The organism is Microbacterium sp. NPDC079176, assembly GCF_040686675.1.
Lineage (GTDB): Bacteria > Actinomycetota > Actinomycetes > Actinomycetales > Microbacteriaceae > Microbacterium.
On record NZ_JBFBLM010000003.1, the window covers coordinates 593,735 to 615,387 of the forward strand.

Below are 21,653 nucleotides of genomic sequence, written 5' to 3' on the forward strand. Positions count from 1 at the left end.
GAGCCGCCGTCGATCCGAACCTCGGACGACCGATCCGCCGGGTCCACTGCCGAACGGCTCAGAAGCCTCGGGCGACGGCGGCCGCGGCAGAGAGCCACGACCGCTGCGTCGGCGCCGCGAGTGCGCGAAGACGGAGGTGACCGTCGACCATCTCCCGATCGAAGGGGATGCCGACGACTTCGCGCGCGAGCGGCTGATATCCGGCGATGACGTCTGCGACTTCGGCGGGGGATGCCTTCGGGTCCGCCTGGCTGACGACGACCACTGACTCGCGAGCCAACCGTGCGGATCGCTCGTCGCGGTCTTCGAGTGCCTCGAGCAGCAGCGCCCCGGCCTCGGCATGGTCGTCACGTGTCGTCGTCGCCACGACGATCTGGTCGGCGAGGTCGATCATCCGCAGCCACATCGGATCGGACTCGTCGTTGCCGGAGTCGATGATGATCAGACGGTAGAACTTAGCCGCGATCGCGTGGATGGAGTCGACGTCACTCGGCCGGAGCCGATTCTCGTGGGCCAGTCGGACGGGCTTCGACCGCAGGACGTCGTACTTCTCCTGCGGCTGGTGATGCACGAAGTGCGCGAGGTCGGCTGACTGTCCCTGGGCTCCGAGCAGGCGCTGGGTCTGCGGAAGCAGTTCGAGCAGTGTGCGATCGTGCGCCCCCGTCTCGGTGCGCCAACCGAGGGTGCCGCGGGTCTGGTTGTTGTCCCACGCGAGAACCCCGGCGCCGCCGTACTGCGCGAAGACCGCCGACAGCAGCACGGTGGCCGGTGTCTTTCCCGCCCCGCCCTTCCCGTTGACGACAGCGACGGTGCGGGGGCCCGGCCAATGGCGGCTCACCGCGTGCTCGTCGTCGCGGACGGCGCGTTCGCGAGCGCTCGGGCCGAGGGTGAACCCGACGCGGTTGAGCAGCCCGCGTCCGCCCTGACGCGCTGGCTCCTCACGGCGCTCCTCCTGAAGGAACGAGCGACGCCCCACGCCCTGCTCGCGCTGCTGACGACGCGAGGATGCCGAGGACGCCGACTCTGCAGCGGCGGCGTTGGGCGCGGACGGGGCCGAGGCGGGCACGGGCAGCGGCGGAGCAGGCGGTACGTCGGAAGACTGGGGGCGCGGCGCCGTGGCCGCCGGAACGGCGGGCCGCGCGGTGCTGTCCTGAGTCGAAGAGCTCTGCTGTTCCGACCACGCGGTCGAAAGCGATCCGGTCGCAGCGGGCGCACCGGAAGGTGCCGGCGTCGTCGGTACCGCAGGGGCTGCGGGCGATGCGGCTGAGGGCGCGGGCGGTACTGCAGGGGCGGCGGGTGGCGCAGCGGGGACCGAAGGCGGTGCGGAGATCGGTACAGCGGGCGTGGCCGGTCGCGCATCATCGGAAGGAGGAGTTGCGGCGGAGGCTGCTGCCCATGCCGCTGCGGCTCGTGTCCCCGGCGCGGGGGCGGGCTGGGGTGCCGGTCGGGGGTGCGGGGCTGTGGGCTCCGCGTCGGGTCCAGCCGGCATCTGAGCGCGCTCATCCGGAGTCTCGGGAGGCAGCGCATTCCCGCGTCGCAGGGGTCCGCCTCCTCGCGCTTCCGCATCGCGCACCATGGAACATCTCCTCACACACCGAAACAGGGGCGTCATCGAGGCTACCGCGTGGCACGGGAGGTTCTCTGCTGTCATCGTTTTGGAGCGGGCCGATACGCGGGCTAGTGTCGATTCTCGTGCCGACGAATCGGTCTCTCCATCTCACCTGAGGACGTCATGAACGACTTCGCGCAGTCTCCCGCTCTCACCCTGCTTCCCGCCGTCGATGTCGCCGGGGGCAAGGCCGTCCGCCTCACTCAGGGTGAGGCCGGCACCGAGACCAGCTACGGCGACCCGCTCGACGCCGCGGGGGAGTGGGTCGCACAGGGGGCGAAGTGGATCCATCTCGTCGACCTCGATGCCGCTTTCGGACGCGGCAGCAACGCGCCGATCCTCCGCAAGGTCATCAAGCAGTTCAAGAACGTCAACGTCGAGCTGTCCGGCGGCATCCGTGACGACGCGACGCTCGAGGCGGCTCTCGAGAGCGGTGCGACCCGCATCAACCTCGGCACGGCCGCGCTGGAGAACCCCGAGTGGGCCGCCGACGTGATCAGCCGTTACGGCGAAGCGATCGCTGTCGGGCTCGACGTCCGCGGTACGACGCTGGCCGCTCGCGGGTGGACGAAGGAGGGCGGCGACCTCTGGGAGGTGCTCGAGCGCCTCGAGGATGCCGGCTGCAGCCGTTACGTCGTGACCGACGTCACCAAGGACGGGACCCTCAAGGGGCCGAACCTCGAGCTGTTGCGCGAGGTCACAGCCCGCACCCCGAAGCCCGTCGTGGCATCCGGAGGCATCTCGAACCTCGATGACATCGTGGCGCTCCGCGAACTGGTGCCGCTGGGCGTCGAAGGCGCCATCGTCGGCAAGGCACTCTACGCCGGCGCGTTCACGCTGGCTGAGGCGCTGGATGTCGCAGGGGACTGACGACGCCGGGGACCACGGTCCCCACGACCGTCATGGGTCGCACGAGCACCCGTCCAGCGATCGGGGCGACTCGGCCGGTGTGCCCTGGGAAGGCCGCAGCTTCCAGTCGAACCCTCATGCCGCCGACGACGGATCGGCCGACCCGGTTCTGCTCGACGCGCTGCTGCGTTTTCGGGCGGGCGACGGTGCTCAGACCGAGGTCGTCGACGCGTTCCGTTCGGCGCGGGTCCTGATCCCGCTCATCGCCGAGAAGGGCGAGGAGGGCGTGGCGCCGAGCGGTCTCGCTGTCGACAAGACTCAGGAGCTCTCGATCGTGACGGTCGCGGCTCCCGACGGTCGTCGCGTGCAGCCGGTGTTCTCGTCGGTCGAGGCGATGCAGCGCTGGGACGCGACGGCCCGTCCGATCCCGGTGGAAGCCGTGCGCGCCGCTCTCGCAGCGTCGGCGGAGGAGACGGATCTGATCGTTCTCGACCCGACGTCCGACACCGAGTTCGTCCTCCGTCGTCCCGCGGTGTGGGCAGTCGCGCAGGGTCATCGGTGGGAGCCGAGTTTCCTCTCGCCCGAGGTCTTCACTGCTCTGCAGGAGAGTGTCGCGCATGAACTCGCAGTGATCGACATCGCCGTCGCGGCCGGAGACCCGGACGCCCGTCTACGCGGACCGGAACTGATCGTCATCCTCGAGCTGGTCGACGGGCTCGAGCGCGAGGTGCTCGATGCCGTGCTCGCGCGCCTGGCGCAGCGGTGGGCGGCGGATGATCGCATCGCGGTGCTCGCCGACTCTCTCACCGTGAAGCTGCGTCGCTCGGCCTGACCGGCTCGGTGCTGCCACCGACCGGTCAGCCGCAGCGGCCGGCAGTCCCTAGTTGACCGGGCCTGTCCACTTCTCGCCCGGACCCTTGCCGATCGGGTCGGGAATGGTCGACGCCTCGCGGAACGCGAGCTGCAGCGAGCGCAGCCCGTCTCGGAGGGACCGCGCGTGCATGTCGCTGATCTCCGGTGCGCCGGCGGTGATCAGCCCGGCGAGGGCGTTGATGAGCTTGCGCGCCTCATCGAGGTCGAGCTGCTCCGCGGCGTGCGGGTCGTCGGCGAGGCCGAGCTTGACCGCCGCGGCACTCATGAGGTGGACGGCTGCGGTCGTGATGACCTCGACCGCCGGCACATCGGCGATGTCCCGCGTGGCGGAGGACGCCGCCTCCTCCTGCCGTGCCCAGCGCTCTTCGCGCTCGCGTGCAGCCTCATCCGATGCCTGGTTCGTCACTTCGCCTTGCCTTCTGTTAGACTTTGTCGGGCTCCGGAGCGTCATGCTCCGGTACGAAAGAGGATTCACTTCCCACCCGCGCTTGCCGTTCCAGGCTACCGGGTCTTGCACTCCACCGGATCGCGTCGTCAGACGGGGTCCGGCAGGCAGGGTGCGGAGCCGGCGTCTGAATGCCGGTGGGTGGGACGATTCTGATTTCGCCCGGGGTGCTGACAGCATCCTGGTGGCCGAATCCCATCGTCTAAGGAGCTACGCATCAGCGATCCCCGCACCAATGAGCGCATCCGCGTCCCCGAGGTCCGCCTCGTCGGTCCCGCGGGTGAGCAGATCGGCGTCGTCCGCATCGAGGCGGCGCTGCGCCTTGCGCAGGAAGCAGATCTCGACCTCGTCGAGGTCGCGCCCAACTCGAAGCCGCCCGTGGTCAAGATCATGGACTACGGCAAGTTCAAGTACGAAGCCGCCCAGAAGGAGAAGGAAGCTCGCCGCAACCAGGCGAACACCATCCTCAAAGAGGTCCGCTTCCGACTGAAGATCGAGGCGCACGACTACACGACGAAGCTCAAGCGCGCCGAGGGCTTCCTCAAGGCCGGCGACAAGGTGAAGGCCATGATCCTGTTCCGTGGTCGCGAGCAGTCGCGTCCCGAGCAGGGCGTCCGTCTCCTCCGCAAGTTCGCCGAGGATGTCGCCGAACTCGGAACCGTCGAGTCGAACCCGACCATCGACGGCCGCAACATGGTCATGATCGTGGCTCCGCTCAAGAGCAAGTCCGAGGCGAAGCAGGAGCAGAATGCGGTTCGCGACGCCCAGCGCGCAGCGAACAAGCAGGCCGCCCGCGAAGCCAAGACCGACGCCGACGAGCCGGCCGAGGCCGCAGCGGAGTAACTCCCGCCCCCAGACTCCCGCACCGCGGGTTGACACCGTCGCCTGAGAAGGCGCCATACGAAGGAAGAGAAGATGCCGAAGCAGAAGACCCACTCGGGTGCTAAGAAGCGCTTCAAGATCACCGGCAGCGGCAAGCTGAAGAAGCAGCAGGCCGGAATGCGCCACAACCTCGAGCACAAGTCGAGCCGTCGCACCCGCCGCCTCAACCAGGACCAGGTGCTGTCGAAGGCTGACACCAAGGTCGCGAAGAAGCTTCTCGGTCGCTGACGCGCCCGAACGCACGATAGGAACACAGGAAAATGGCAAGAGTCAAGCGGGCGGTAAACGCCCACAAGAAGCGTCGGGTCATCCTCGAGCGCGCCTCCGGCTACCGCGGTCAGCGTTCGCGCCTCTACCGCAAGGCCAAAGAGCAGGTCATCCACTCGCTGGTCTACTCGTACCGTGACCGTCGCAAGCGCAAGGGCGACTTCCGTCGTCTCTGGATCCAGCGCATCAACGCCGCTGCACGCCAGAACGGCATCACGTACAACCGCTTCATCCAGGGCCTCGGTCTCGCGGGTGTCACCGTCGACCGTCGCATGCTCGCCGACCTCGCGGTCAACGACGCAGCGACCTTCACGACGCTGGTCGAGACGGCGAAGAAGGCTCTGCCTTCCGACGTCAACGCTCCGAAGTCGGCTGCGTAAGCAGCTCTTCACCACAGAGGACGCTCTCCTTCGGGAGGGCGTCCTCTGTCGTTCGTCCGGCGTTTGCGCAGGAACGGTCCTGCCGTTCTCTAGACTGTGAACGTGCTGGAGAACCCCCGTTCGCCCCGAGTCCGTGCCGTCGCCAAGCTGACCAAGCGCAGCGCGCGCGCCGAGACAGGGCTCTACCTCCTCGAAGGTCCCCAGGCGGTTCGCGAGGCGCTGACCTACAGTCCTGAGGCGATCGTGGAGCTGTTCGCGACCCCGACCGGCTGGGAGAAGCATCCGGACATCCGCGCGAAGGCATCGGATGCCGGCATCGACGTGGAGTACGTCACGGAGTACGTGCTGAACGCGATGGCCGACACGGTCACTCCGCAGGGGCTGGTGGCCGTCGTCCGGCAGGCGCCCGCGTCGGTGCGGGACATCTTCGCGGCATCCCCCCGTCTGGTGGCGATCTGCGAGGAGATCAGGGACCCGGGAAACCTCGGCACGATCATCAGGGCCGCCGATGCGGCGGGAGCCGACGCCGTCGTGCTGACGGGCCGCACGGTCGACCCCTACAACCCGAAGGTCGTGCGCGCCACGACAGGTTCGCTGTTCCATCTGCCCGTGTCCGTGGGCGCAGAGCTCTCGGATGTGGTCGAGAAGGCTCACGCCGCCGGACTCCGGATTCTGGCCGCGGACGTCAAGGGCGAGGATCTCCTTCATGCGCGGGCGGACGGAGTGCTCGCCGAGCCTACGGCGTGGCTGTTCGGCAATGAGGCGCGCGGTCTCGAGGACGAGGCGCTCGCGCAGGCCGACCAGGTGCTGAAGCTGCCGATCTTCGGCCGCGCCGAATCCTTGAACCTCGCCACGGCAGCGAGCGTCTGCCTGTACGAGAGCGCGTTCGCGCAGCGGGCGGCATCCTCGGCCTGATCTCCGGCGGACGAGCGGCCGCCCGTCCTGCTGGTAGGTTTGTCCCTGCTCGAGCGGAGAAGGGGACCCAGGGTCGATGCAGATTCTGATCGTGGAGGACGACGAGCGTGTCGCCGCTGCACTCGAGGCCTTCCTCGCGCGATCCGGGTACGCCACCGTGCGAGCCGCGGACGGAGCCTCCGCGCTGCAGGAATTGGGTGCGGACACCGAGGTGGTGCTCCTCGACCTCGGTCTGCCCGATGTCGACGGCATCGATCTCTGCCGTCGGATCCGCGCACGCTCCGAGGTGCCGATCGTGATCGTCACCGCACGCAACCAGGTCACGGAGCGCATCAGAGGGTTGCGTGCCGGCGCTGACGATTTCGTCGTCAAGCCCTACGACGTCCACGAGCTCCTCGCCCGGATCGAGGCGGTCACACGACGCTCTCGACCCGTGCGACCGGAATCCGAGGCGCGCGTACGTCTGCAGGATGGCGAGATCGAGATCGACCTCGTCGCCAGGCAGGTGATCATCGGACGCGCTCCCATCGAACTCACTCGCAAGGAATTCGACATCGTGGCGGTGCTCGCCCGGTACCCCGGCGTCGCCGTGCCGAAGGAGAGACTCATCCGCGAGGTCTGGAACACCGACTGGCGCGGCTTCGGGCACTCGCTCGAGGTGCACGTCGGCGCGATCCGCAAGAAGGCGGGTCAGCGGCATCTGATCGAGACCGTGCGCGGTGTCGGCTATCGGTTGGCCGGGTAGCGTTCGATGCGCAGACGTCTCGTCGTCGTCTTCCTGGTGCCGCTCGTCGCGATCCTGCTGTCGTTGGGCGGCGCCACGGCGTGGAGCGCGACCCGCAGCATCCAGCAGGCCTTCTACACCGAGCAGCTCGGTGACCTCGGGTATTTCGTGACCAGCGCGCGGCAGGCGCTGCGGTCGGGCAGCGCGACGGTGATCGATGCCGAGGTCGCCCGCTTCCACGAGGTGTACGGGATCGATGTGATCGTCTTCGATCTTTCCGGTGGGGTGTGGTCAGCGCGCGACGGCGGCGGCGAAGTCCTGTCAGAGGACGATGCCGCACGGGTCGGCCTCGCGCTCTCGGGGCGCCGCGCCGAGGCGCCCGAGCCGGTGTTCCCCTGGATCGCGGCAGAGTCCTCGCTCGTCGAGCCGGTCTTCGACGACGGCGACGTGATCGGCGCCGTGATGCTCTCCGCGGACGTCGAGGCGCCACGGACCCAGATCCTGCAGCAGATTCTTGTGCTGACGGTCGTGTCGATCGTCTCGATCGGACTCGGCGTGCTCCTCGTCTTCCAACTCGCCCGGTGGGTGCTCTCTCCGGTCCGACGTCTCGATGAGGCGATGATCGCGATCGAACGCGGCGAGATGGATGCGAGGGTCGCGGAGGACACGGGGCCTCCTGAGCTACGCCGGATGACGCGCGTGTTCAACGGCATGGCGGATGAGATCGAGCGCGTCATGACGCGTCAGCAGGAGTTCGCCCTGAACGCCTCGCACGAGCTCCGCAATCCCCTCAACGCGCTGCTGCTGCGTGTCGAGCACCTCTCGACCGGTCTCGGAGCCGACTGGAAGGACGACGTCGAGGAGACGAGGGAGGAAGGGCGCCGGATGGCCCGCATCCTCGAGACGCTCCTCGGACTCGCGCGCGGCGGACGCGCCGACACGACGATCTCAGCCGTCGATCTGACGACGCTCGCCACCCGCCGCGCAGACGCCTGGAGCGAGGTCGCGTCACAGCGACGCGTCCGGATGCTCTCGACAGGAGTGGGCCCGGTGATGAGCATCACCGACCGCACGATCGTCGAGAGCGCGCTCGACGCCGTCATCGACAATGCGGTGAAGTTCTCGCCCGCCGAGTCGGCCGTCGAGGTCGACGCGCACCGCAGCGGTGGACTCTGCGTGCTGACAGTCCGCGACCACGGCCCCGGCCTGACGCGAGAGCAGGCCGCGAACGCCGCCGACCGATTCTGGCGCAGCGACGACAGCGGCGGGGTTCCGGGGTCAGGGCTCGGCCTCGCGATAGCGACCGACCTCTTGGAGTCGATCGGCGGCGAGCTGCGGGTCGATACGCCGGACGACGGCGGGCTGCTGGTGTCGCTGATGCTGCCGGACGGAGCTGAGGGATGAGCGGGCGGGCTAGCCGCCGCGCATGGTGGCGCAGAGGGGTGGCGACGGCACTCGTGCTGCTGCTCGCCGCCACGAGCAGCGCGTGCAGCGCTCGATCGACGGAGTGGAACGACTCTGCCTACGAGATCGCTGGCGGGGGAGCCAACGGGGTCTATTACGCCTACGGCGACGAACTCGCTCGGGAGCTGTCGGAGTCCTTGGGCATCCGCGTGTCGGCAGCCGAGACCGCCGGGTCCGTCGACAACCTCCTGCGGGTGAGCTCGGGGGAGGCCCTCCTCGGCTTCGCGCAAGGGGATGCCGCGGCCGACGCCGTCGCCGGAGTGGGAGCGTTCGACGAGCCCATGCCGGTGCAGGCTGTCGCTCGCCTGTACGACGAGTACCTCCACGTGGTCGTACGCGCGGATTCGGACATCGCCGCCCTCAGCGACCTTGCGGGCAGGACGGTGTCGCTCGGGGCCGAGAATTCCGGCGTCAATGTGATCGCGGCGCGAGCACTCGACGCCGCCGACGTCGACGTCGCGACGATCACGGATCCCCGGCTCGATCTCGGTGAGTCGATCAGCGCGCTCGAGAGATCCGAGATCGACGGATTCTTCTGGGTCGGCGGCATCCCGACACCGGGCATCGCGGAGCTCGCGACGACGACGCCCGTGCGGCTGGTGCCGATCGAGCAGACATGGGTCACGACGATCAACGCTCGATACTCCGATGCGTATCGGCCGTCCGACTTCCCCGTCGGGCTCTATGGACTCGACGAGTCCGCGCCCACGATGGCGGTGCCGAACTATCTGGTCACCTCGTCCGACACTCCGGACGGCGTCGTACGGGACGTCCTCACGAGCCTCTTCACGGTCCGCACCGATATCGCGCAGCGGGTTCCGGTCGCGTCCCTGCTCGACCGCAGGCAGGCGATCTTCACGGGGCCGGTCGACCTGCATCCGGGGGCCGTCGAGTACTACCGGGACCAGCGGGACTGAGGCCTCAAGAAATCCTCAAGAAGTCTCATTCCGGCATGTCACTCTGCCAATGTGGGGGTCGATCGCGCTCGATTCAACGGAGAATTCAGATGCCACAGAGTCCACGCCCCTCATTGAGGCGCGGACTCGGCCATTCTCCGGAGTCGTCCTGCGATCGGATCCGGTCGGAGGCTTGCTGCCACGTTCTACTCGGGGGAGGAACGGAGCAGCAGGGACGCCCCCACGGTCCGCGGGGGCGGACCGTGGGGCACTCCGGTTATCGGGCGGGATCGGCCCCATCGCGTGGTTACGAACGTGTAAATGTCGACGCATCACTGTGGAGCCACGTGAGCGACCTGGCTAGTTTGGAGAAATGATGACCACCGGTAAGCCCCTCGTCGTTGTCGACAACGTCCAGAAGCACTACGGCGACTTCCAGGCGCTCACGGATATCGACCTCACGGTGAACGCCGGCGAGGTCGTCGTGGTGATCGGTCCCTCAGGCTCGGGCAAGTCGACACTGTGTCGCACGATCAACCGCCTCGAGACGATCACGAGCGGCACGATCAGCATCGACGGCAAGGCGCTCCCCGCTGAGGGAAAGGGCCTCGCGCATCTGCGCGCAGACGTCGGCATGGTGTTCCAGTCGTTCAACCTCTTCGCGCACCTCACGATCCTCGAGAACGTGACGCTCGGCCCGATCAAGGTCCGCGGCATGAAGAAGGCCGATGCCGACAAGGAGGCGATGATGCTTCTCGAGCGCGTCGGCGTCGCCCAGCAGGCCTCGAAGCTTCCCGCACAGCTCTCCGGCGGACAGCAGCAGCGCGTCGCGATCGCCCGCGCTCTCGCCATGCAGCCCAAGGTCATGCTCTTCGACGAGCCGACCAGCGCGCTCGACCCCGAGATGATCAACGAGGTCCTCGACGTCATGGTGGAGCTCGCCCGTGACGGCATGACGATGATCGTCGTGACCCACGAGATGGGCTTCGCTCGCAAGGCCGCCAACCGGGTCGTGTTCATGGCCGACGGCAAGATCGTCGAGGAGGCGACGCCTGAGGAGTTCTTCACGAACCCGAAGAGCGACCGCGCCAAGGACTTCCTCTCCAAGCTCCTCACGCACTGACGAGCCTCACAGACCTTTGCACACACAGCACACGAAGGAGACGCACATGCGACGCACACGGACACTGGCAGGAATCGGGATCGCGACGGTTGCACTGTTCGCGCTGACGGCCTGCAACAGCGGCAGCCCGTCCAGCCCCGGCGCCGGAACCGGCGGCGAAGAGAGCGAGGACTCCACCTGGTTCGAGGTCGCTGACGACGTCCAGCTCGAGGGCAGCCCGACGTTCGACGCCATCCAGGAGCGCGACAAGGTGATCGTCGGCGTCAAGGAGGACCAGCCCGGGCTCGGCTACCTCGATGTCACGACCGGAGAGCGCACCGGCTTCGACGTCGACATCGCACGGTGGATCGCCGCATCCCTGGGCTACGACGAGGACAAGATCGAGTTCAAGCCGATCGCTTCGGCGAACCGCGAGCAGGCGATCACCAACGGTGACATCGACTACTACGTCGGCACCTACTCGATCAACGACAAGCGCAAGGAGCTCATCGACTTCGCGGGTCCCTACTTCATCACCGGTCAGGGACTCCTGGTCGCCGCCGACGCGGACGACGCCGAGGCTCTCGAGGACTTCAACGGCAAGACCGTCTGCTCGGCGACCGGCTCGACGCCGATCCAGAACATCAAGGCGAACTTCCCCGAGATCAAGACGCAGGAGTACGACCTGTACTCCGCCTGCGTCCAGGACCTCATCGACGGCAAGGTCGACGCCGTGACCACCGACCAGGCGATCCTGATCGGCTACGCGGCCCAGTACCCGGATGACGTCAAGGTGACCGGCGGCCTCTTCACCGAGGAGCGCTACGGTGTCGGCCTCACGAAGGGCGACGACGCGCTGCGCACGCACATCAACGAGCTCTTCACCGACGGTGGCGACATCTGGCAGGCGATCTTCGACGCGAACCTCGGTTCCAGCGGCATCGAGGTCGAACAGCCCGAGGTCGACGCGTACTGATCGACATGGGCGGCCCCCTCCGGGGGCCGCCCATTCACTCTGAAGAAGGGAGGGTGGCGTGGACGTCATCTTCGGCAACCTCGACCTGTGGGGACAGGCGATCAGCAACACGCTGATCGTGTTCTTCGCGGGCGGGATCATCGCACTGATCCTGGGTCTGATCGTCGGGGCCATGCGTGTCTCCCCGGTGCCCATCGCCCGCGGCGTCGGCACGGTGTACGTGAACACCGTGCGCAACACCCCGCTCACCCTCGTGTTCTTCTTCTTCATCTTCGGGTACCCGCAACTCGGGTTGCCCGAACTGTCGAACCTCGTGCTCGGCATCCTCGCCATCGGCATCTACACGGCGACCTATGTGGCCGAGGTCCTGAGGGCGGGTATCAACACGGTGCCCGTCGGTCAGGCCGAGGCCGCGCGGGCCATCGGACTTCCCTTCGGACAGGTGATGGGTCTCGTGATCCTGCCGCAGGCGTTCCGCTCGGTCGTCCCGCCGATGATGAGCGTCTTCATCGCGCTCCTGAAGAACACGACCGTCGCAGCCGGGTTCTCGGTCGCCGAGCTCGCGGCTCTCCGGTCGACCATCAACGATTCGGCCGACCGTCCGGGCAACCCGATGGAGGTCCTCCTCTGGGTCGCCGTCGTGTTCGTCGCCCTGGTGCTGCTGTTGAGCTGGCTGCAGCGATATCTCGAGAACCGTTGGAGGATCGCGCGATGAGCTCTGTACTGTACGACGTCCCCGGACCCCGGGCGATCGCCCGCAACCGGATCATCGCGGTCGCCACCGTCGTCCTCGTCCTGGCCGCCATCGGCTTCATCGTGCTCCGCATGGTGGAGACAGGCCAGTTCTCGGCGGAGAAGTGGTACGTGTTCACGTTCTCCAACGTGTGGATGGGTATCTTCAAGGCCCTGGGCAACACGCTCGCAGCCTTCGCGCTCGCCGCCGTCCTCAGCGTCGTCCTCGGCTTCGTGCTGGCCATCGGGCGGCTCTCCGAGCACGCGTGGGTGCGGATCCCCGTGACAGCCGTCACCGAGCTCTTCCGTGCCGTTCCGGTGCTGGTGTTCATGATGCTGCTCTACTACGGGCTCCCCGTGGTCGGAATCAAGATGGATCCCTACTGGGCCGTCGTGATCGCACTGATGGCCTACAACGGCTCCGTGCTCGCCGAGGTTCTGAGGGCCGGCATCGAGTCCCTGCCTCGGGGGCAGAAAGAGGCGGGCTACGCGATCGGACTCCGCAAGAGCGGCGTGATGCGTCTCATCCTCCTGCCGCAGGCGATCCGGGCGATGCTCCCGGTGATCGTCGCGCAGCTGGTCGTCACGATGAAGGACACCGCTCTGGGCTTCATCATCACCTACCCCGAGCTGCTGTACTACGCGAAGCAGCTGACGTCGCAGCAGGGTCGCCCGATCCTGCAGTCGGCCTTCGTCATCGGCGGCATCTACATCGTCATGTGCCTCATCCTGTCGGGCATCGCGAAGTGGGTCGAGATCCAGACCCGTCGCTCGCCGAAGGTGAAGGCGATCCACGCGGCAGAGGATCCCCGCCAGCACGGCGACGGCACCGACACCGAGCTCATCACGCTGCAGCGCGGGGGCAGCGGCTTCGGCGGCACCGGTGGTGTAGGCGGGCTGGACAGCTCCGATCCGAAGTGATGTCCACCGGCGCGGGGCGACCGCCTCGCGCCGGTAGACTCCTGTCTCGTGTCTGAGTCTCCCGAAATCACCCCGGAAGCGGTCGAAGCCGCCGTGGCGGCCGCGCTCGAAGCGATCGCCGCAGCCGCCGATACGACCGAACTGAAAGCCGCTCGCGCCGCGCACGTCGCCGACGGATCGCCGCTCGCCGTCCTGAACGCCTCGATGCGTCAGGTCGCCCCCGAGAACAAGGCCGCCTTCGGCAAGCTCGTCGGACAGGGCCGCGGTCAGGTCTCCAAGGCGCTCGCCGCCAAGGAGGAGGAGCTCGCCGCCGCGGAGGTCGCTGAGCGCCTCGAGGCCGAGCGGCTGGACATCACGGCGATCCCCTCGCGCACGCGCGTCGGCGCCCGGCACCCGCTGACCCTGCTGAGTGAGCAGATCTCGGACATCTTCGTGGGCATGGGCTGGGAGATCGCGGAAGGACCCGAGCTCGAGCACGAGTGGTTCAACTTCGACGCTCTGAACTTCGACGTCGACCACCCCGCCCGTCAGGAACAGGACACCTTCTACGTCGACCCGCCGTCGCGCCATCTCGTCATGCGCACGCACACGAGCCCCGTGCAGGTGCGCTCGATGCTCGATCGCGAGGTGCCGATCTACGTGCTCTGCCCCGGCCGTGTGTACCGCACCGACGAGTTCGACGCGACGCACCTCCCCGTCTTCACCCAGTTCGAAGGACTCGTCGTCGACAAGGGCATCTCGATGGCGCATCTCAAGGGAACGCTCGACCACGTCGCGCGTCAGCTCTTCGGCCCCGAGGCCAAGACGCGCTTCCGCACGAACTTCTTCCCCTTCACCGAGCCGTCGGCCGAGCTCGACCTCTGGCACCCCACCTTCAAGGGCGGCGCCCGTTGGATCGAGTGGGGCGGCTGCGGCATGATCAACCCGAACGTGCTCCGCGCGGCGGGGATCGATCCCGACGTCTACAGCGGCTTCGCGTTCGGAATGGGCGTCGAGCGGGGACTCATGTTCCGCAGCGATGTGCAGGACATGCGGGACATGGCAGAGGGCGATGTCCGTTTCAGCGAGCAGTACGGGATGGTGGTGTGATGCGCGTCCCGCTTTCGTGGCTGCGTGAGTACGTCGATCTGGCAGCGGATACGACACCGGAAGACGTCCTCGCAGCGCTCGTGACCGTCGGATTCGAGGAGGAGGACGTCCACCGCTTCGAGATCTCGGGTCCCGTCGTCGTCGGACAGGTCGTCTCGCTCGAGGCCGAGCCGCAGTCCAACGGCAAGACGATCAACTGGTGCCAGGTCGATGTCGGTGAGGCGAACGGCGGAATCCGCGGAATCGTCTGTGGCGCGCACAACTTCGTCGCGGGTGACAAGGTCGTCGTGACGCTTCCCGGTGCAGTGCTGCCGGGGCCGTTCCCGATCGCCGCCCGCAAGACCTACGGGCACGTGTCCGACGGCATGATCGCCTCTGCGCGTGAGCTGGGGCTCGGCGACGAACACAACGGCATCCTCGTCCTCGCGGACCTCGGTATCGATGCACCCGTCGGCACAGACGCCATCAGCCTGCTCGGACTCGACGATGTCGCGGTCGAGATCAACGTCACGCCCGACCGCGGGTACGCGTTCTCGCTGCGCGGTGTCGCCCGTGAGTACTCCCACGCGACCGGAGCACCGTTCCGCGACCCGGCCGAGCGCGACTTCACCGAGCTCCAGCCGGGCGCCGGTCACACGGCGATCGTCGACGATGCAGCCCCCGTACGCGGCCGCGTCGGCGCCAGCGAGTTCGTCACGCGCGTCGTCCGAGACGTCGACCCCGCGCGGCCGACCCCGCCGTGGATGATCGCGCGGCTGTCGCTCGCCGGCATGCGCTCGCTCGGCATCCTGATCGACATCACCAACTACGTGATGCTCGAATTGGGGCAGCCGCTGCACGGGTACGACCTCGACAGGCTCTCCGGTGGCATCACCGTGCGTCGTGCGACGGCCGGTGAGACGATGACGACCCTCGACGGCCAGGAGCGGAAGCTCCACGTCGAGGACCTCCTGATCACCGACGAATCGGGTCCCATCGGTCTCGCCGGAGTCATGGGCGGCGGCACGACCGAGATGAGCGACACGACGCACAACGTGCTGATCGAGGCCGCGACCTTCGACCCCGTGACGATCGCCCGCACCGCACGCCGTCACAAGCTGCCCAGCGAGGCATCCAAGCGGTTCGAGCGCGGTGTCGACCCGCTCGTGCCGTTCGTGGCAGCCCGCCGTGCAGCCGACCTGATGGTCGAATTCGCCGGCGGCACGCTCACCGACGAGGGCGGCGCTCTGTTCGCCGAGGTGTTCGTCGCGGACATCGACCTCCCGCGCGGATTCGTGCAGGGGCTCATCGGCGTCGACTACTCCGACGACGAGATCGCCGGCGCGCTCACGACCATCGGCGCAGAGGTCTCCGGGTCGGATGCCGGGTGGACCGTGATCCCGCCGACCTGGCGTCCCGACCTCACCGACAAGTGGTCTCTCGCCGAAGAGGTCGCTCGCATCCACGGTCTCGACCGCATCCCGTCGGTGCTGCCGACGCCGCCGTCCGGCCGCGGGCTCACCGCACACCAGCAGGGTCGTCGCCGCGTCGCCGACGCGCTGGCGGCTGCCGGTCTCGTCGAGACGCCCTCATTCCCCTTCACGACGGAGGCGGAGAACGACCTGCACGGCTCGGCGTCGGGAGAGCATCTGCCCAGCATCCGGCTCGCGAACCCGCTCGACGGCTCCGCTCCGTTCCTGCGTCGATCGCTGATCCCCGGGCTTCTGCAGACCGCGCACCGCAACATCTCGCGCGGCCTCACGGACCTCGCGCTGTTCGAGACCGGAGTCGTGTTCCTGCCCGAGCCGGGTGTCGAGTACGGCACGGACGAGGTGCCGCCGCTCGGCGAGCGTCCGTCGGACGACACGCTCGCCGAACTGAACGCGTCGATCCCACCGCAGCACCGCCATGTCGCGGCGCTGTTCACGGGCAACGTCGTGACCAAGCAGCCGGGACGCGCCGCGGAGCCCTACGGGCTCTCCGAGGCGCTCGACGCCGCCAGAGTCATCGCGGCTGCAGCCGGAGTCGACCTCGATGTCGAGCAGGGGCAGCGCGCGGCGCTGCACCCCGGACGCACCGGCGTGCTCTCCGTCGGCGACGTCGAGATCGGCTACGTCGGCGAACTCCACCCCGAGGTCGCCGCCGGAGCAGACCTTCCCGGTCGCGCCACCGTGCTCGAGCTCGACCTCGACGAGGTCATCGCGCTCGGCGGGAACCGTGCGGTCGCCCCCTCGCTGTCGACCTTCCCCGCTGCGACACAGGACGTGTCGCTGGTGGTCGGCGCTGATGTGCCGGCGGGCGACGTGCGCGCTGCGCTCACCGAGGGCGCCGGTGCGCTTCTCGAGTCGATCCGCCTCGTCGACGATTACCGGGGGGACGGCGTCGCGGATGGTCAGAAGAGTCTCACCTTCGCGCTGCGCTTCCGTGCGGATGACCGCACGCTCACCGCAGCCGAGGCGACAGAGGCGAAGCTCGCGGGTGTCGCTGTCGCAGCTGAGCGCTTCGACGCGACCCTGCGCGACTGAAGCTCCGCCTGAACCGACCCGCACGCGGACCGCACTCGAACGGTGCGGTCCGCGTGCGCGTGTGCTCTCGGGATGCTGCCGACGCCGCCGAGCCGACCTGAGCGCGGTGGACCTGCGAGGTACCGTGTCGGGATGAGCATCCTGCCCCACAGCACTCCCGCGGCGGTTCCCGATGGTGTCCGACCGATGGGTGAAGCGCCGTTCCTCGAACCCGGCGACCAGATCTCCTGGCACTACCGCAAGCCCGGCTGGCAGCCCGGCGATGCGTCGACCATCACGCCCATGCGGGTGGTCCGCGACGATGAACGCGGTCTGGTGGCATGGCTCGCTCCGGGCACGCTCCAGGAGGGGCAGGGCACTCCGGCGGGCGAGCGCATCCGGACCGTTCCGCTCGAGCGTCGGTGGCTCGATCCGCGTACCCGGATCGTGGAGGAGTGGTGGGGCAACGGCATCCTCCGCATCGCTCCGGCCGGTGCGGCGTGGTCGGTGTGGCTGTTCTGGAGCGATGTGAGCGGTCCCGAATGGGAGTTCGCCGGGTGGTACGTGAATCTCGAGAACGCGCATCTGCGCACCGACCGCGACACGTATTCATCGGATCACATCCTCGACGTGGAGATCCAGGCGGACGGTCAGGTGCACCTCAAGGACGAGGACGAGGTGATCGCGGCCGTCGAGCAGGGACGTCTCACCTCTGAGCAGGCCGCGCAGATCGAACGACACGCGGACGCGGCGATCGAGTCCTTCCATCACGGTGACTGGCCGTTCGACGCCGAATGGCGCTACTGGCGCCCGGATCCCTCGTGGATGGTCCCGGAACTGTCCGGCCTGTCGGATCTTCGCACGAGCTGACCGGCATCCGCCCTGAGCGGAAGACCCTTCCCCTCGCGCGGCGAAGATGGTGGCATGGGGTCATGACGGATGTTCTGATCCTCGGCGGCACCGGCTGGCTGTCCGGCCGCATCGCCAGACGGCTGCTCCTGAGCGGGGCGACGGTGATGTGCCTGGCGCGCGGAGGACGACCGTCTCCGGAGGGCGCGAGCCTGGTGCTGGCCGATCGTGACGCCAGGGACGCCTACGATGCGGTGTCCGGTCGGGAGTGGGATCACGTGATCGACGTCTCGTCGAACGCGGCCCACGTCTCCGCTGCGGTCGCGGCACTCGGTGAGCGAGCGGGCCGCTGGACGTACGTCTCGTCGATGTCGGCATACTCCGACGAGGAGACGGTCGGTGCAGACGAGTCGGCGACGCTGCATCCGCCGGCTGAGAGGGGAGACGACGAGTACGGCCGGCAGAAGGTGGCCGCCGAGGACGCTGTCCGTGCACTCGGCGACCGCACCCTGATCGTGCGCCCGGGATTGATCGTCGGGGCGGACGACCCGAGTGATCGTTTCGGGTATTGGGCTGCCGCTTTTCTGCGTGCCGAGGACGGCCCGGTGCTGCTTCCGCCTGTCGAGGAGCGCGACGTGCAGGTGATCGACGTCGACGACCTGTCCGAGTTCGTCGCCACCACGGGGGCCACCGGCGTGATCAACACGATCGGCGATCGGCATCGGCTGAGCGAGGTCCTCGACGCCGTGCGCAGACGTGCGGGGCACCGGGGAGACACGGTCGCGGCATCTGACGCCTGGCTCGTCGAGCACGGTGTGGCGTATTGGGCGGGGGAGCGGTCGCTGCCGCTGTGGCTGCCGAGCGAGATGACCGGATTCATGACCAGGTCGAACGCCCGCTACCGCGCGGCAGGAGGTCGGCTTCGTCCGCTCGACGAGACGATCGCCGCCGTGGTCGATGACGAGCAGGCGCGCGGCGTCGATCGGGACCGGCGGGCAGGGCTCACTCGCGCCGACGAACTCGCGCTGTTGCAGCTGATCGACTGATCGGGGCCTCGCTAGACTGCGATCAGTGACACGGGGTGCCGCATCCGCGGCTGAGAACAGACCCGTCGAACCTGATCTAGTTCGTACTAGCGAAGGGATGTCGCGTTGAGCGATCGTCTGCGTCCTGATTCCGAATCGACCTTGGCCACCTCGGCGGCTGAGCTCCTGACAGGGCTGCGCGACAGCCCACCCTTGACCCATTGCATCACCAACAGCGTCGTCACGGGCTTCACCGCGAACGTGCTGCTCGCCCTCGGCGCGGCGCCGGCGATGGTCGACATCGTCGGTGAGGCGGGGATGTTCGCCGGGGTGGCCTCCGGGGTGCTGATCAACCTCGGTACGCCGACTCCGGAGCAGCGTGCGGCGAGCCGTGAAGCCGCGGCAGGAGCCCTCGCCGCAGGTACTCCGTGGGTGCTGGATCCCGTCGCGATCGGCGCGCTGCCGGTGCGCACGGCACTCGCGCACGAGCTGGCCGACGCACGCCCCACGGCGATCAGGGGGAACGCCTCGGAGATCCTCGCCCTCGCGGGGCTCAGCGCTGGGGGGCGCGGCGTCGATGCGACGGACACGACCGATGCCGCGGCCGAAGCGGCACTCGCACTCGCTTCGCGGCACGGCGCGGTGGTCGCGGTGTCGGGACCGGTCGACCTGGTGACGGATGGAGCACGATTGCTCCGCATCGCGAACGGTCATGAACTGCTCACCCGTGTCACCGGCGGCGGATGCGCGCTGGGCGCCGTCATGGCGGCGTTCCTCGGTGCGGCGCGCTCGACCGCTGCGGATCCGCTCACCGCCGTCTCGGCGGCGAGCCTCGTGTACACGATCGCCGCCGAGCGCGCCGCGGCGCGGGCCCCGGGCCCCGGCAGCTTCGCCGTCGCACTGCTCGACGCGCTCGCCGCCGTGCAGCCGGAGGACCTCGCCGTCGCCGCGCGTGTGCAGGAGCACGCGCTGTGATCGCGGACCTCTCCCTCTATCTCGTCACGGATCCCACCCTCTGCGGCGCGCGGGGCGTCGCGGAGACGGTGCGACTCGCCGTCGACGGGGGCGTGCGCATCGTCCAGCTGCGCGACAAGGGCGCGACGGATGCCGAGACCGCCGATCAGTTGATCGAGCTCTCTCGGGTGATCGACGGCCGTGCACTGCTCGTGGTGAACGACCGCGTCGAGGCGGCGCTGATCGCTCGCGCCAGGGGAGCGCGGGTCGACGGCGTGCACCTCGGCCAGGGCGACGTATCGGTGCTGCGGGCACGCGAGCGGCTGGGACCCGAGGCGATCATCGGGTTGACGGCGAACACGTCGGAGCATCTCGACGCCGTGGCCGCGCTGCCGGCGGGAACGGTCGACTATCTCGGCGTCGGCGTGATCCGTCCCACCGCCACCAAGCCGGATCACCCGCCGGCCCTGGGAATCGACGGCTTCGGTGCGCTCGCCGCGAGGACCGCACTGCCATGCGTCGCCATCGGCGGCGTGGGAATCGACGACATCGAGCGCCTTCGGGATGCGGGTGCGGCGGGGCTCGCCGTCGTCTCCGCCATCTGCGCCGCCGTCGATCCGACGAGGACGGCCCGGGCATTCCTCAGCCGATGGAGGGCTTCGGGCACACCTCGCGTGCTCAGCATCGCGGGGAGCGACCCGTCGGGCGGGGCGGGGATCCAGGCCGATCTCAAGTCGATCGCCGCGAACGGGGGCTATGGCATGGCGGCTGTCACGGCGCTCACGGCGCAGAACACCAGGGGAGTCCGAGCGGTGCACGTGCCTCCTGCCGAGTTCCTCCGGCAGCAGCTCGATGCCATCTCGGACGACATCGTCATCGACGCGGTGAAGATCGGGATGCTGGCGAACACGGAGGTGATCGCCACCGTCGCCGCCTGGCTCGACGCCGTCCGTCCGCCGATCGTCGTGCTCGACCCGGTCATGGTCGCGACCAGCGGTGATCGCCTGCTCGATGAGGATGCCGAGCGCGCACTCCGCGGGCTCCTCGAGCGCGCTCATGTCGTGACGCCCAACCTCGCCGAGCTCGCCGCGCTCTCCGATCGTCCGATCACGGGGTGGGACGACGCGCTCGAGGCCGGGGCCGAGCTCTCCGCCCGCATCGGCGGGGCGGTGCTCGTCAAGGGAGGGCACCTCGACGGCGACGACGTTCCGGACGCGTTGATCGATGTCGCCGGAGGCGTCAGACACGGCTATCCCGGGTCGCGCATCATGACACACAACACGCACGGCACCGGATGCTCGCTGTCGTCGGCCCTCGCCACCCGCCTCGCCGGAGGGGAGTCCCCTGTCGACGCGGTGGAATCGGCGAGGACCTGGCTGCGGGAATCGCTGAGGCAGAGCGATGCGCTCGACATCGGCAGCGGTCACGGACCGGTGAACCACTTCGGCGGCCTCTGGCGACGAGGGGGACTCGAGGCCGCACCCGCGCGTGCCGACCTCCGCGATCGGTGGTGGGACCGGATCGCGCACGTGCGGGCCGACATCGACGAGCTGTCCTTCATCCGCGCTCTGGCCGACGGGACTCTCGACCGCGAGCGGTTCCTCTTCTACCTCCGACAGGATGCGCTGTATCTCCGGGAGTACGCCCGAGTGCTCGCAGCGGCCGCGCGGATCGCGCCCACACCGCACGAGCAGGCGTTCTGGGCTCAGTCGGCGCAGGGGGCGATCACCGGAGAGCTCGAGCTCCATGCATCGTGGCTGGCCCCGGGCGCGGGAGTGGAAGCGGCGACCTTCGCCGCCGATCCGGCGCCTGCGACCGTCGCGTACCTCGACCACCTGCGCTCCGTGGCCTTCGGCGGCGACTACGCCGAGCTCATCGCGGCCGTGCTGCCGTGCTTCTGGCTGTACACCGATCTCGGAACCCGCCTGCACGCGGGGGAGTTCGACGCGTACGCCCGAGACCCGCAGCATCCCTACGCATCGTGGCTCGCGACGTATGCCGATCCCGCGTTCGAGAAGGCGACGGAGCAGGCGATCGACCATGTGATGCATGCGGCGACGGAGTCGGATGCCGCGGGGCGGCGACGGATGCTCCGCGCCTTCGAGGTCTCCAGCGCGCACGAACTCGCCTTCTTCGCGGCGCCGGCACTCCACGCGTCCGGCGGATGACGGACCCGATTTGCGCATGCCGCGACGAGCGCGCTATCGTCGCGGCATGC

The 21,653-nt window shown here is 68.6% G+C and carries 21 protein-coding genes and 1 riboswitch; of the genes, 19 read left to right on the forward strand and 2 right to left on the reverse strand.

Translation table 11 applies throughout. From position 1 onward, the window contains the following. Window positions 1-58 precede the first annotated feature (58 nt). The gene (locus tag AB0P11_RS10315) at window positions 59-1,066 is read right to left on the reverse strand and encodes an AAA family ATPase (protein ID WP_053096914.1); all 1,008 of its coding nucleotides are present in this window, start codon (window positions 1,064-1,066) and stop codon (window positions 59-61) included. A gap of 666 nt (window positions 1,067-1,732) precedes the next feature. On the opposite strand from AB0P11_RS10315, the gene priA reads away from it, so the two are divergent. Both priA and AB0P11_RS10325 read left to right on the forward strand, forming a co-directional pair. Next, window positions 1,733-2,479, forward strand: a complete 747-nt coding sequence (gene priA, locus AB0P11_RS10320) for a bifunctional 1-(5-phosphoribosyl)-5-((5-phosphoribosylamino)methylideneamino)imidazole-4-carboxamide isomerase/phosphoribosylanthranilate isomerase PriA (RefSeq protein WP_053096912.1) — start codon at window positions 1,733-1,735, stop codon at window positions 2,477-2,479. Continuing rightward, complete coding sequence (locus tag AB0P11_RS10325; RefSeq protein WP_363521725.1) at window positions 2,463-3,290, forward strand: SseB family protein; 828 nt, start codon at window positions 2,463-2,465, stop codon at window positions 3,288-3,290. The genes priA and AB0P11_RS10325 overlap by 17 nt, the downstream gene beginning before the upstream one ends. Before the next feature lie 48 nt (window positions 3,291-3,338). Here AB0P11_RS10325 and AB0P11_RS10330 read toward each other — a convergent pair whose 3' ends face one another. Next, on the reverse strand, window positions 3,339-3,737 hold the full coding sequence (locus AB0P11_RS10330; protein ID WP_053096908.1) for a DUF1844 domain-containing protein: 399 nt from the start codon (window positions 3,735-3,737) through the stop codon (window positions 3,339-3,341). Window positions 3,738-3,968: 231 nt separating this feature from the next. On the opposite strand from AB0P11_RS10330, the gene infC reads away from it, so the two are divergent. From infC to thiD, 17 genes are all read left to right on the forward strand, one after another. Beyond that, a complete protein-coding gene (gene infC / locus AB0P11_RS10335) occupies window positions 3,969-4,619 on the forward strand; it encodes a translation initiation factor IF-3 (RefSeq protein WP_072591506.1) in 651 nt (216 codons plus the stop codon). Between the two features lie 72 nt (window positions 4,620-4,691). Beyond that, on the forward strand, window positions 4,692-4,886 hold the full coding sequence (rpmI, locus tag AB0P11_RS10340) for a 50S ribosomal protein L35 (protein WP_017828564.1): 195 nt from the start codon (window positions 4,692-4,694) through the stop codon (window positions 4,884-4,886). A 32-nt stretch (window positions 4,887-4,918) separates the two neighbouring features. Further along, window positions 4,919-5,305, forward strand: coding sequence for a 50S ribosomal protein L20 (gene rplT, locus AB0P11_RS10345; RefSeq protein WP_045252681.1), 387 nt, complete (start codon window positions 4,919-4,921; stop codon window positions 5,303-5,305). A 102-nt stretch (window positions 5,306-5,407) separates the two neighbouring features. Further along, the gene (locus AB0P11_RS10350; protein ID WP_363521728.1) at window positions 5,408-6,220 is read left to right on the forward strand and encodes an RNA methyltransferase; all 813 of its coding nucleotides are present in this window, start codon (window positions 5,408-5,410) and stop codon (window positions 6,218-6,220) included. A gap of 76 nt (window positions 6,221-6,296) precedes the next feature. Continuing rightward, the gene (locus tag AB0P11_RS10355; protein ID WP_053096904.1) at window positions 6,297-6,965 is read left to right on the forward strand and encodes a response regulator transcription factor; all 669 of its coding nucleotides are present in this window, start codon (window positions 6,297-6,299) and stop codon (window positions 6,963-6,965) included. Window positions 6,966-6,971: 6 nt separating this feature from the next. Beyond that, a complete protein-coding gene (locus AB0P11_RS10360; RefSeq protein ID WP_056280153.1) occupies window positions 6,972-8,348 on the forward strand; it encodes a HAMP domain-containing sensor histidine kinase in 1,377 nt (458 codons plus the stop codon). Continuing rightward, entirely contained in the window at window positions 8,345-9,325 is a 981-nt protein-coding gene (locus tag AB0P11_RS10365) for a TAXI family TRAP transporter solute-binding subunit (protein ID WP_053096900.1), read from the forward strand. The genes AB0P11_RS10360 and AB0P11_RS10365 overlap by 4 nt, the downstream gene beginning before the upstream one ends. A gap of 355 nt (window positions 9,326-9,680) precedes the next feature. Continuing rightward, complete coding sequence (locus tag AB0P11_RS10370; RefSeq protein ID WP_053099175.1) at window positions 9,681-10,427, forward strand: amino acid ABC transporter ATP-binding protein; 747 nt, start codon at window positions 9,681-9,683, stop codon at window positions 10,425-10,427. 46 nt (window positions 10,428-10,473) lie between these two features. After that, a complete protein-coding gene (locus AB0P11_RS10375; RefSeq protein WP_053096898.1) occupies window positions 10,474-11,382 on the forward strand; it encodes a glutamate ABC transporter substrate-binding protein in 909 nt (302 codons plus the stop codon). Between the two features lie 58 nt (window positions 11,383-11,440). Beyond that, window positions 11,441-12,097, forward strand: coding sequence for an amino acid ABC transporter permease (locus tag AB0P11_RS10380; protein WP_053096897.1), 657 nt, complete (start codon window positions 11,441-11,443; stop codon window positions 12,095-12,097). Further along, on the forward strand, window positions 12,094-13,035 hold the full coding sequence (locus AB0P11_RS10385) for an amino acid ABC transporter permease (protein ID WP_053096895.1): 942 nt from the start codon (window positions 12,094-12,096) through the stop codon (window positions 13,033-13,035). The genes AB0P11_RS10380 and AB0P11_RS10385 overlap by 4 nt, the downstream gene beginning before the upstream one ends. A gap of 48 nt (window positions 13,036-13,083) precedes the next feature. Beyond that, a complete protein-coding gene (gene pheS / locus AB0P11_RS10390) occupies window positions 13,084-14,124 on the forward strand; it encodes a phenylalanine--tRNA ligase subunit alpha (protein ID WP_072591503.1) in 1,041 nt (346 codons plus the stop codon). Continuing rightward, window positions 14,124-16,628: a phenylalanine--tRNA ligase subunit beta gene (gene pheT / locus AB0P11_RS10395; RefSeq protein ID WP_363521735.1), complete on the forward strand. Its 2,505-nt coding sequence runs from the start codon at window positions 14,124-14,126 to the stop codon at window positions 16,626-16,628. The genes pheS and pheT overlap by 1 nt, the downstream gene beginning before the upstream one ends. 132 nt (window positions 16,629-16,760) lie before the next feature. Continuing rightward, complete coding sequence (locus AB0P11_RS10400; RefSeq protein WP_363521738.1) at window positions 16,761-17,477, forward strand: DUF402 domain-containing protein; 717 nt, start codon at window positions 16,761-16,763, stop codon at window positions 17,475-17,477. Between the two features lie 62 nt (window positions 17,478-17,539). Then, window positions 17,540-18,502: an NAD-dependent epimerase/dehydratase family protein gene (locus AB0P11_RS10405; RefSeq protein ID WP_072591500.1), complete on the forward strand. Its 963-nt coding sequence runs from the start codon at window positions 17,540-17,542 to the stop codon at window positions 18,500-18,502. Window positions 18,503-18,523: 21 nt separating this feature from the next. Continuing rightward, a riboswitch (TPP riboswitch) is annotated at window positions 18,524-18,617 on the forward strand. Then, window positions 18,608-19,456 (forward strand): hydroxyethylthiazole kinase, encoded by an 849-nt coding sequence (gene thiM, locus AB0P11_RS10410; RefSeq protein ID WP_187250405.1) that lies wholly within the window; start codon window positions 18,608-18,610, stop codon window positions 19,454-19,456. (Overlaps the previous riboswitch by 10 nt.) After that, window positions 19,453-21,603 carry a bifunctional hydroxymethylpyrimidine kinase/phosphomethylpyrimidine kinase gene (gene thiD / locus AB0P11_RS10415; RefSeq protein WP_363521742.1) on the forward strand — a complete coding sequence of 717 codons (2,151 nt, stop codon included), beginning with the start codon at window positions 19,453-19,455 and terminating at the stop codon, window positions 21,601-21,603. Before thiM ends, thiD begins: the two co-directional genes overlap by 4 nt. Window positions 21,604-21,653 lie beyond the last annotated feature (50 nt).

Bases quoted from the DNA above. Each gene is read 5' to 3' on its own strand.
- priA (WP_053096912.1), top strand. From the start codon at position 1,733: ATGAACGACTTCGCGCAGTCTCCCGCTCTCACCCTGCTTCCCGCCGTC.
- AB0P11_RS10325 (WP_363521725.1), top strand. From the start codon at position 2,463: ATGTCGCAGGGGACTGACGACGCCGGGGACCACGGTCCCCACGACCGT.
- rpmI (WP_017828564.1), top strand. From the start codon at position 4,692: ATGCCGAAGCAGAAGACCCACTCGGGTGCTAAGAAGCGCTTCAAGATC.
- rplT (WP_045252681.1), top strand. From the start codon at position 4,919: ATGGCAAGAGTCAAGCGGGCGGTAAACGCCCACAAGAAGCGTCGGGTC.
- AB0P11_RS10355 (WP_053096904.1), top strand. From the start codon at position 6,297: ATGCAGATTCTGATCGTGGAGGACGACGAGCGTGTCGCCGCTGCACTC.
- AB0P11_RS10360 (WP_056280153.1), top strand. From the start codon at position 6,972: ATGCGCAGACGTCTCGTCGTCGTCTTCCTGGTGCCGCTCGTCGCGATC.
- AB0P11_RS10365 (WP_053096900.1), top strand. From the start codon at position 8,345: ATGAGCGGGCGGGCTAGCCGCCGCGCATGGTGGCGCAGAGGGGTGGCG.
- AB0P11_RS10370 (WP_053099175.1), top strand. From the start codon at position 9,681: ATGACCACCGGTAAGCCCCTCGTCGTTGTCGACAACGTCCAGAAGCAC.
- AB0P11_RS10375 (WP_053096898.1), top strand. From the start codon at position 10,474: ATGCGACGCACACGGACACTGGCAGGAATCGGGATCGCGACGGTTGCA.
- AB0P11_RS10385 (WP_053096895.1), top strand. From the start codon at position 12,094: ATGAGCTCTGTACTGTACGACGTCCCCGGACCCCGGGCGATCGCCCGC.
- pheT (WP_363521735.1), top strand. From the start codon at position 14,124: ATGCGCGTCCCGCTTTCGTGGCTGCGTGAGTACGTCGATCTGGCAGCG.
- AB0P11_RS10400 (WP_363521738.1), top strand. From the start codon at position 16,761: ATGAGCATCCTGCCCCACAGCACTCCCGCGGCGGTTCCCGATGGTGTC.
- AB0P11_RS10405 (WP_072591500.1), top strand. From the start codon at position 17,540: ATGACGGATGTTCTGATCCTCGGCGGCACCGGCTGGCTGTCCGGCCGC.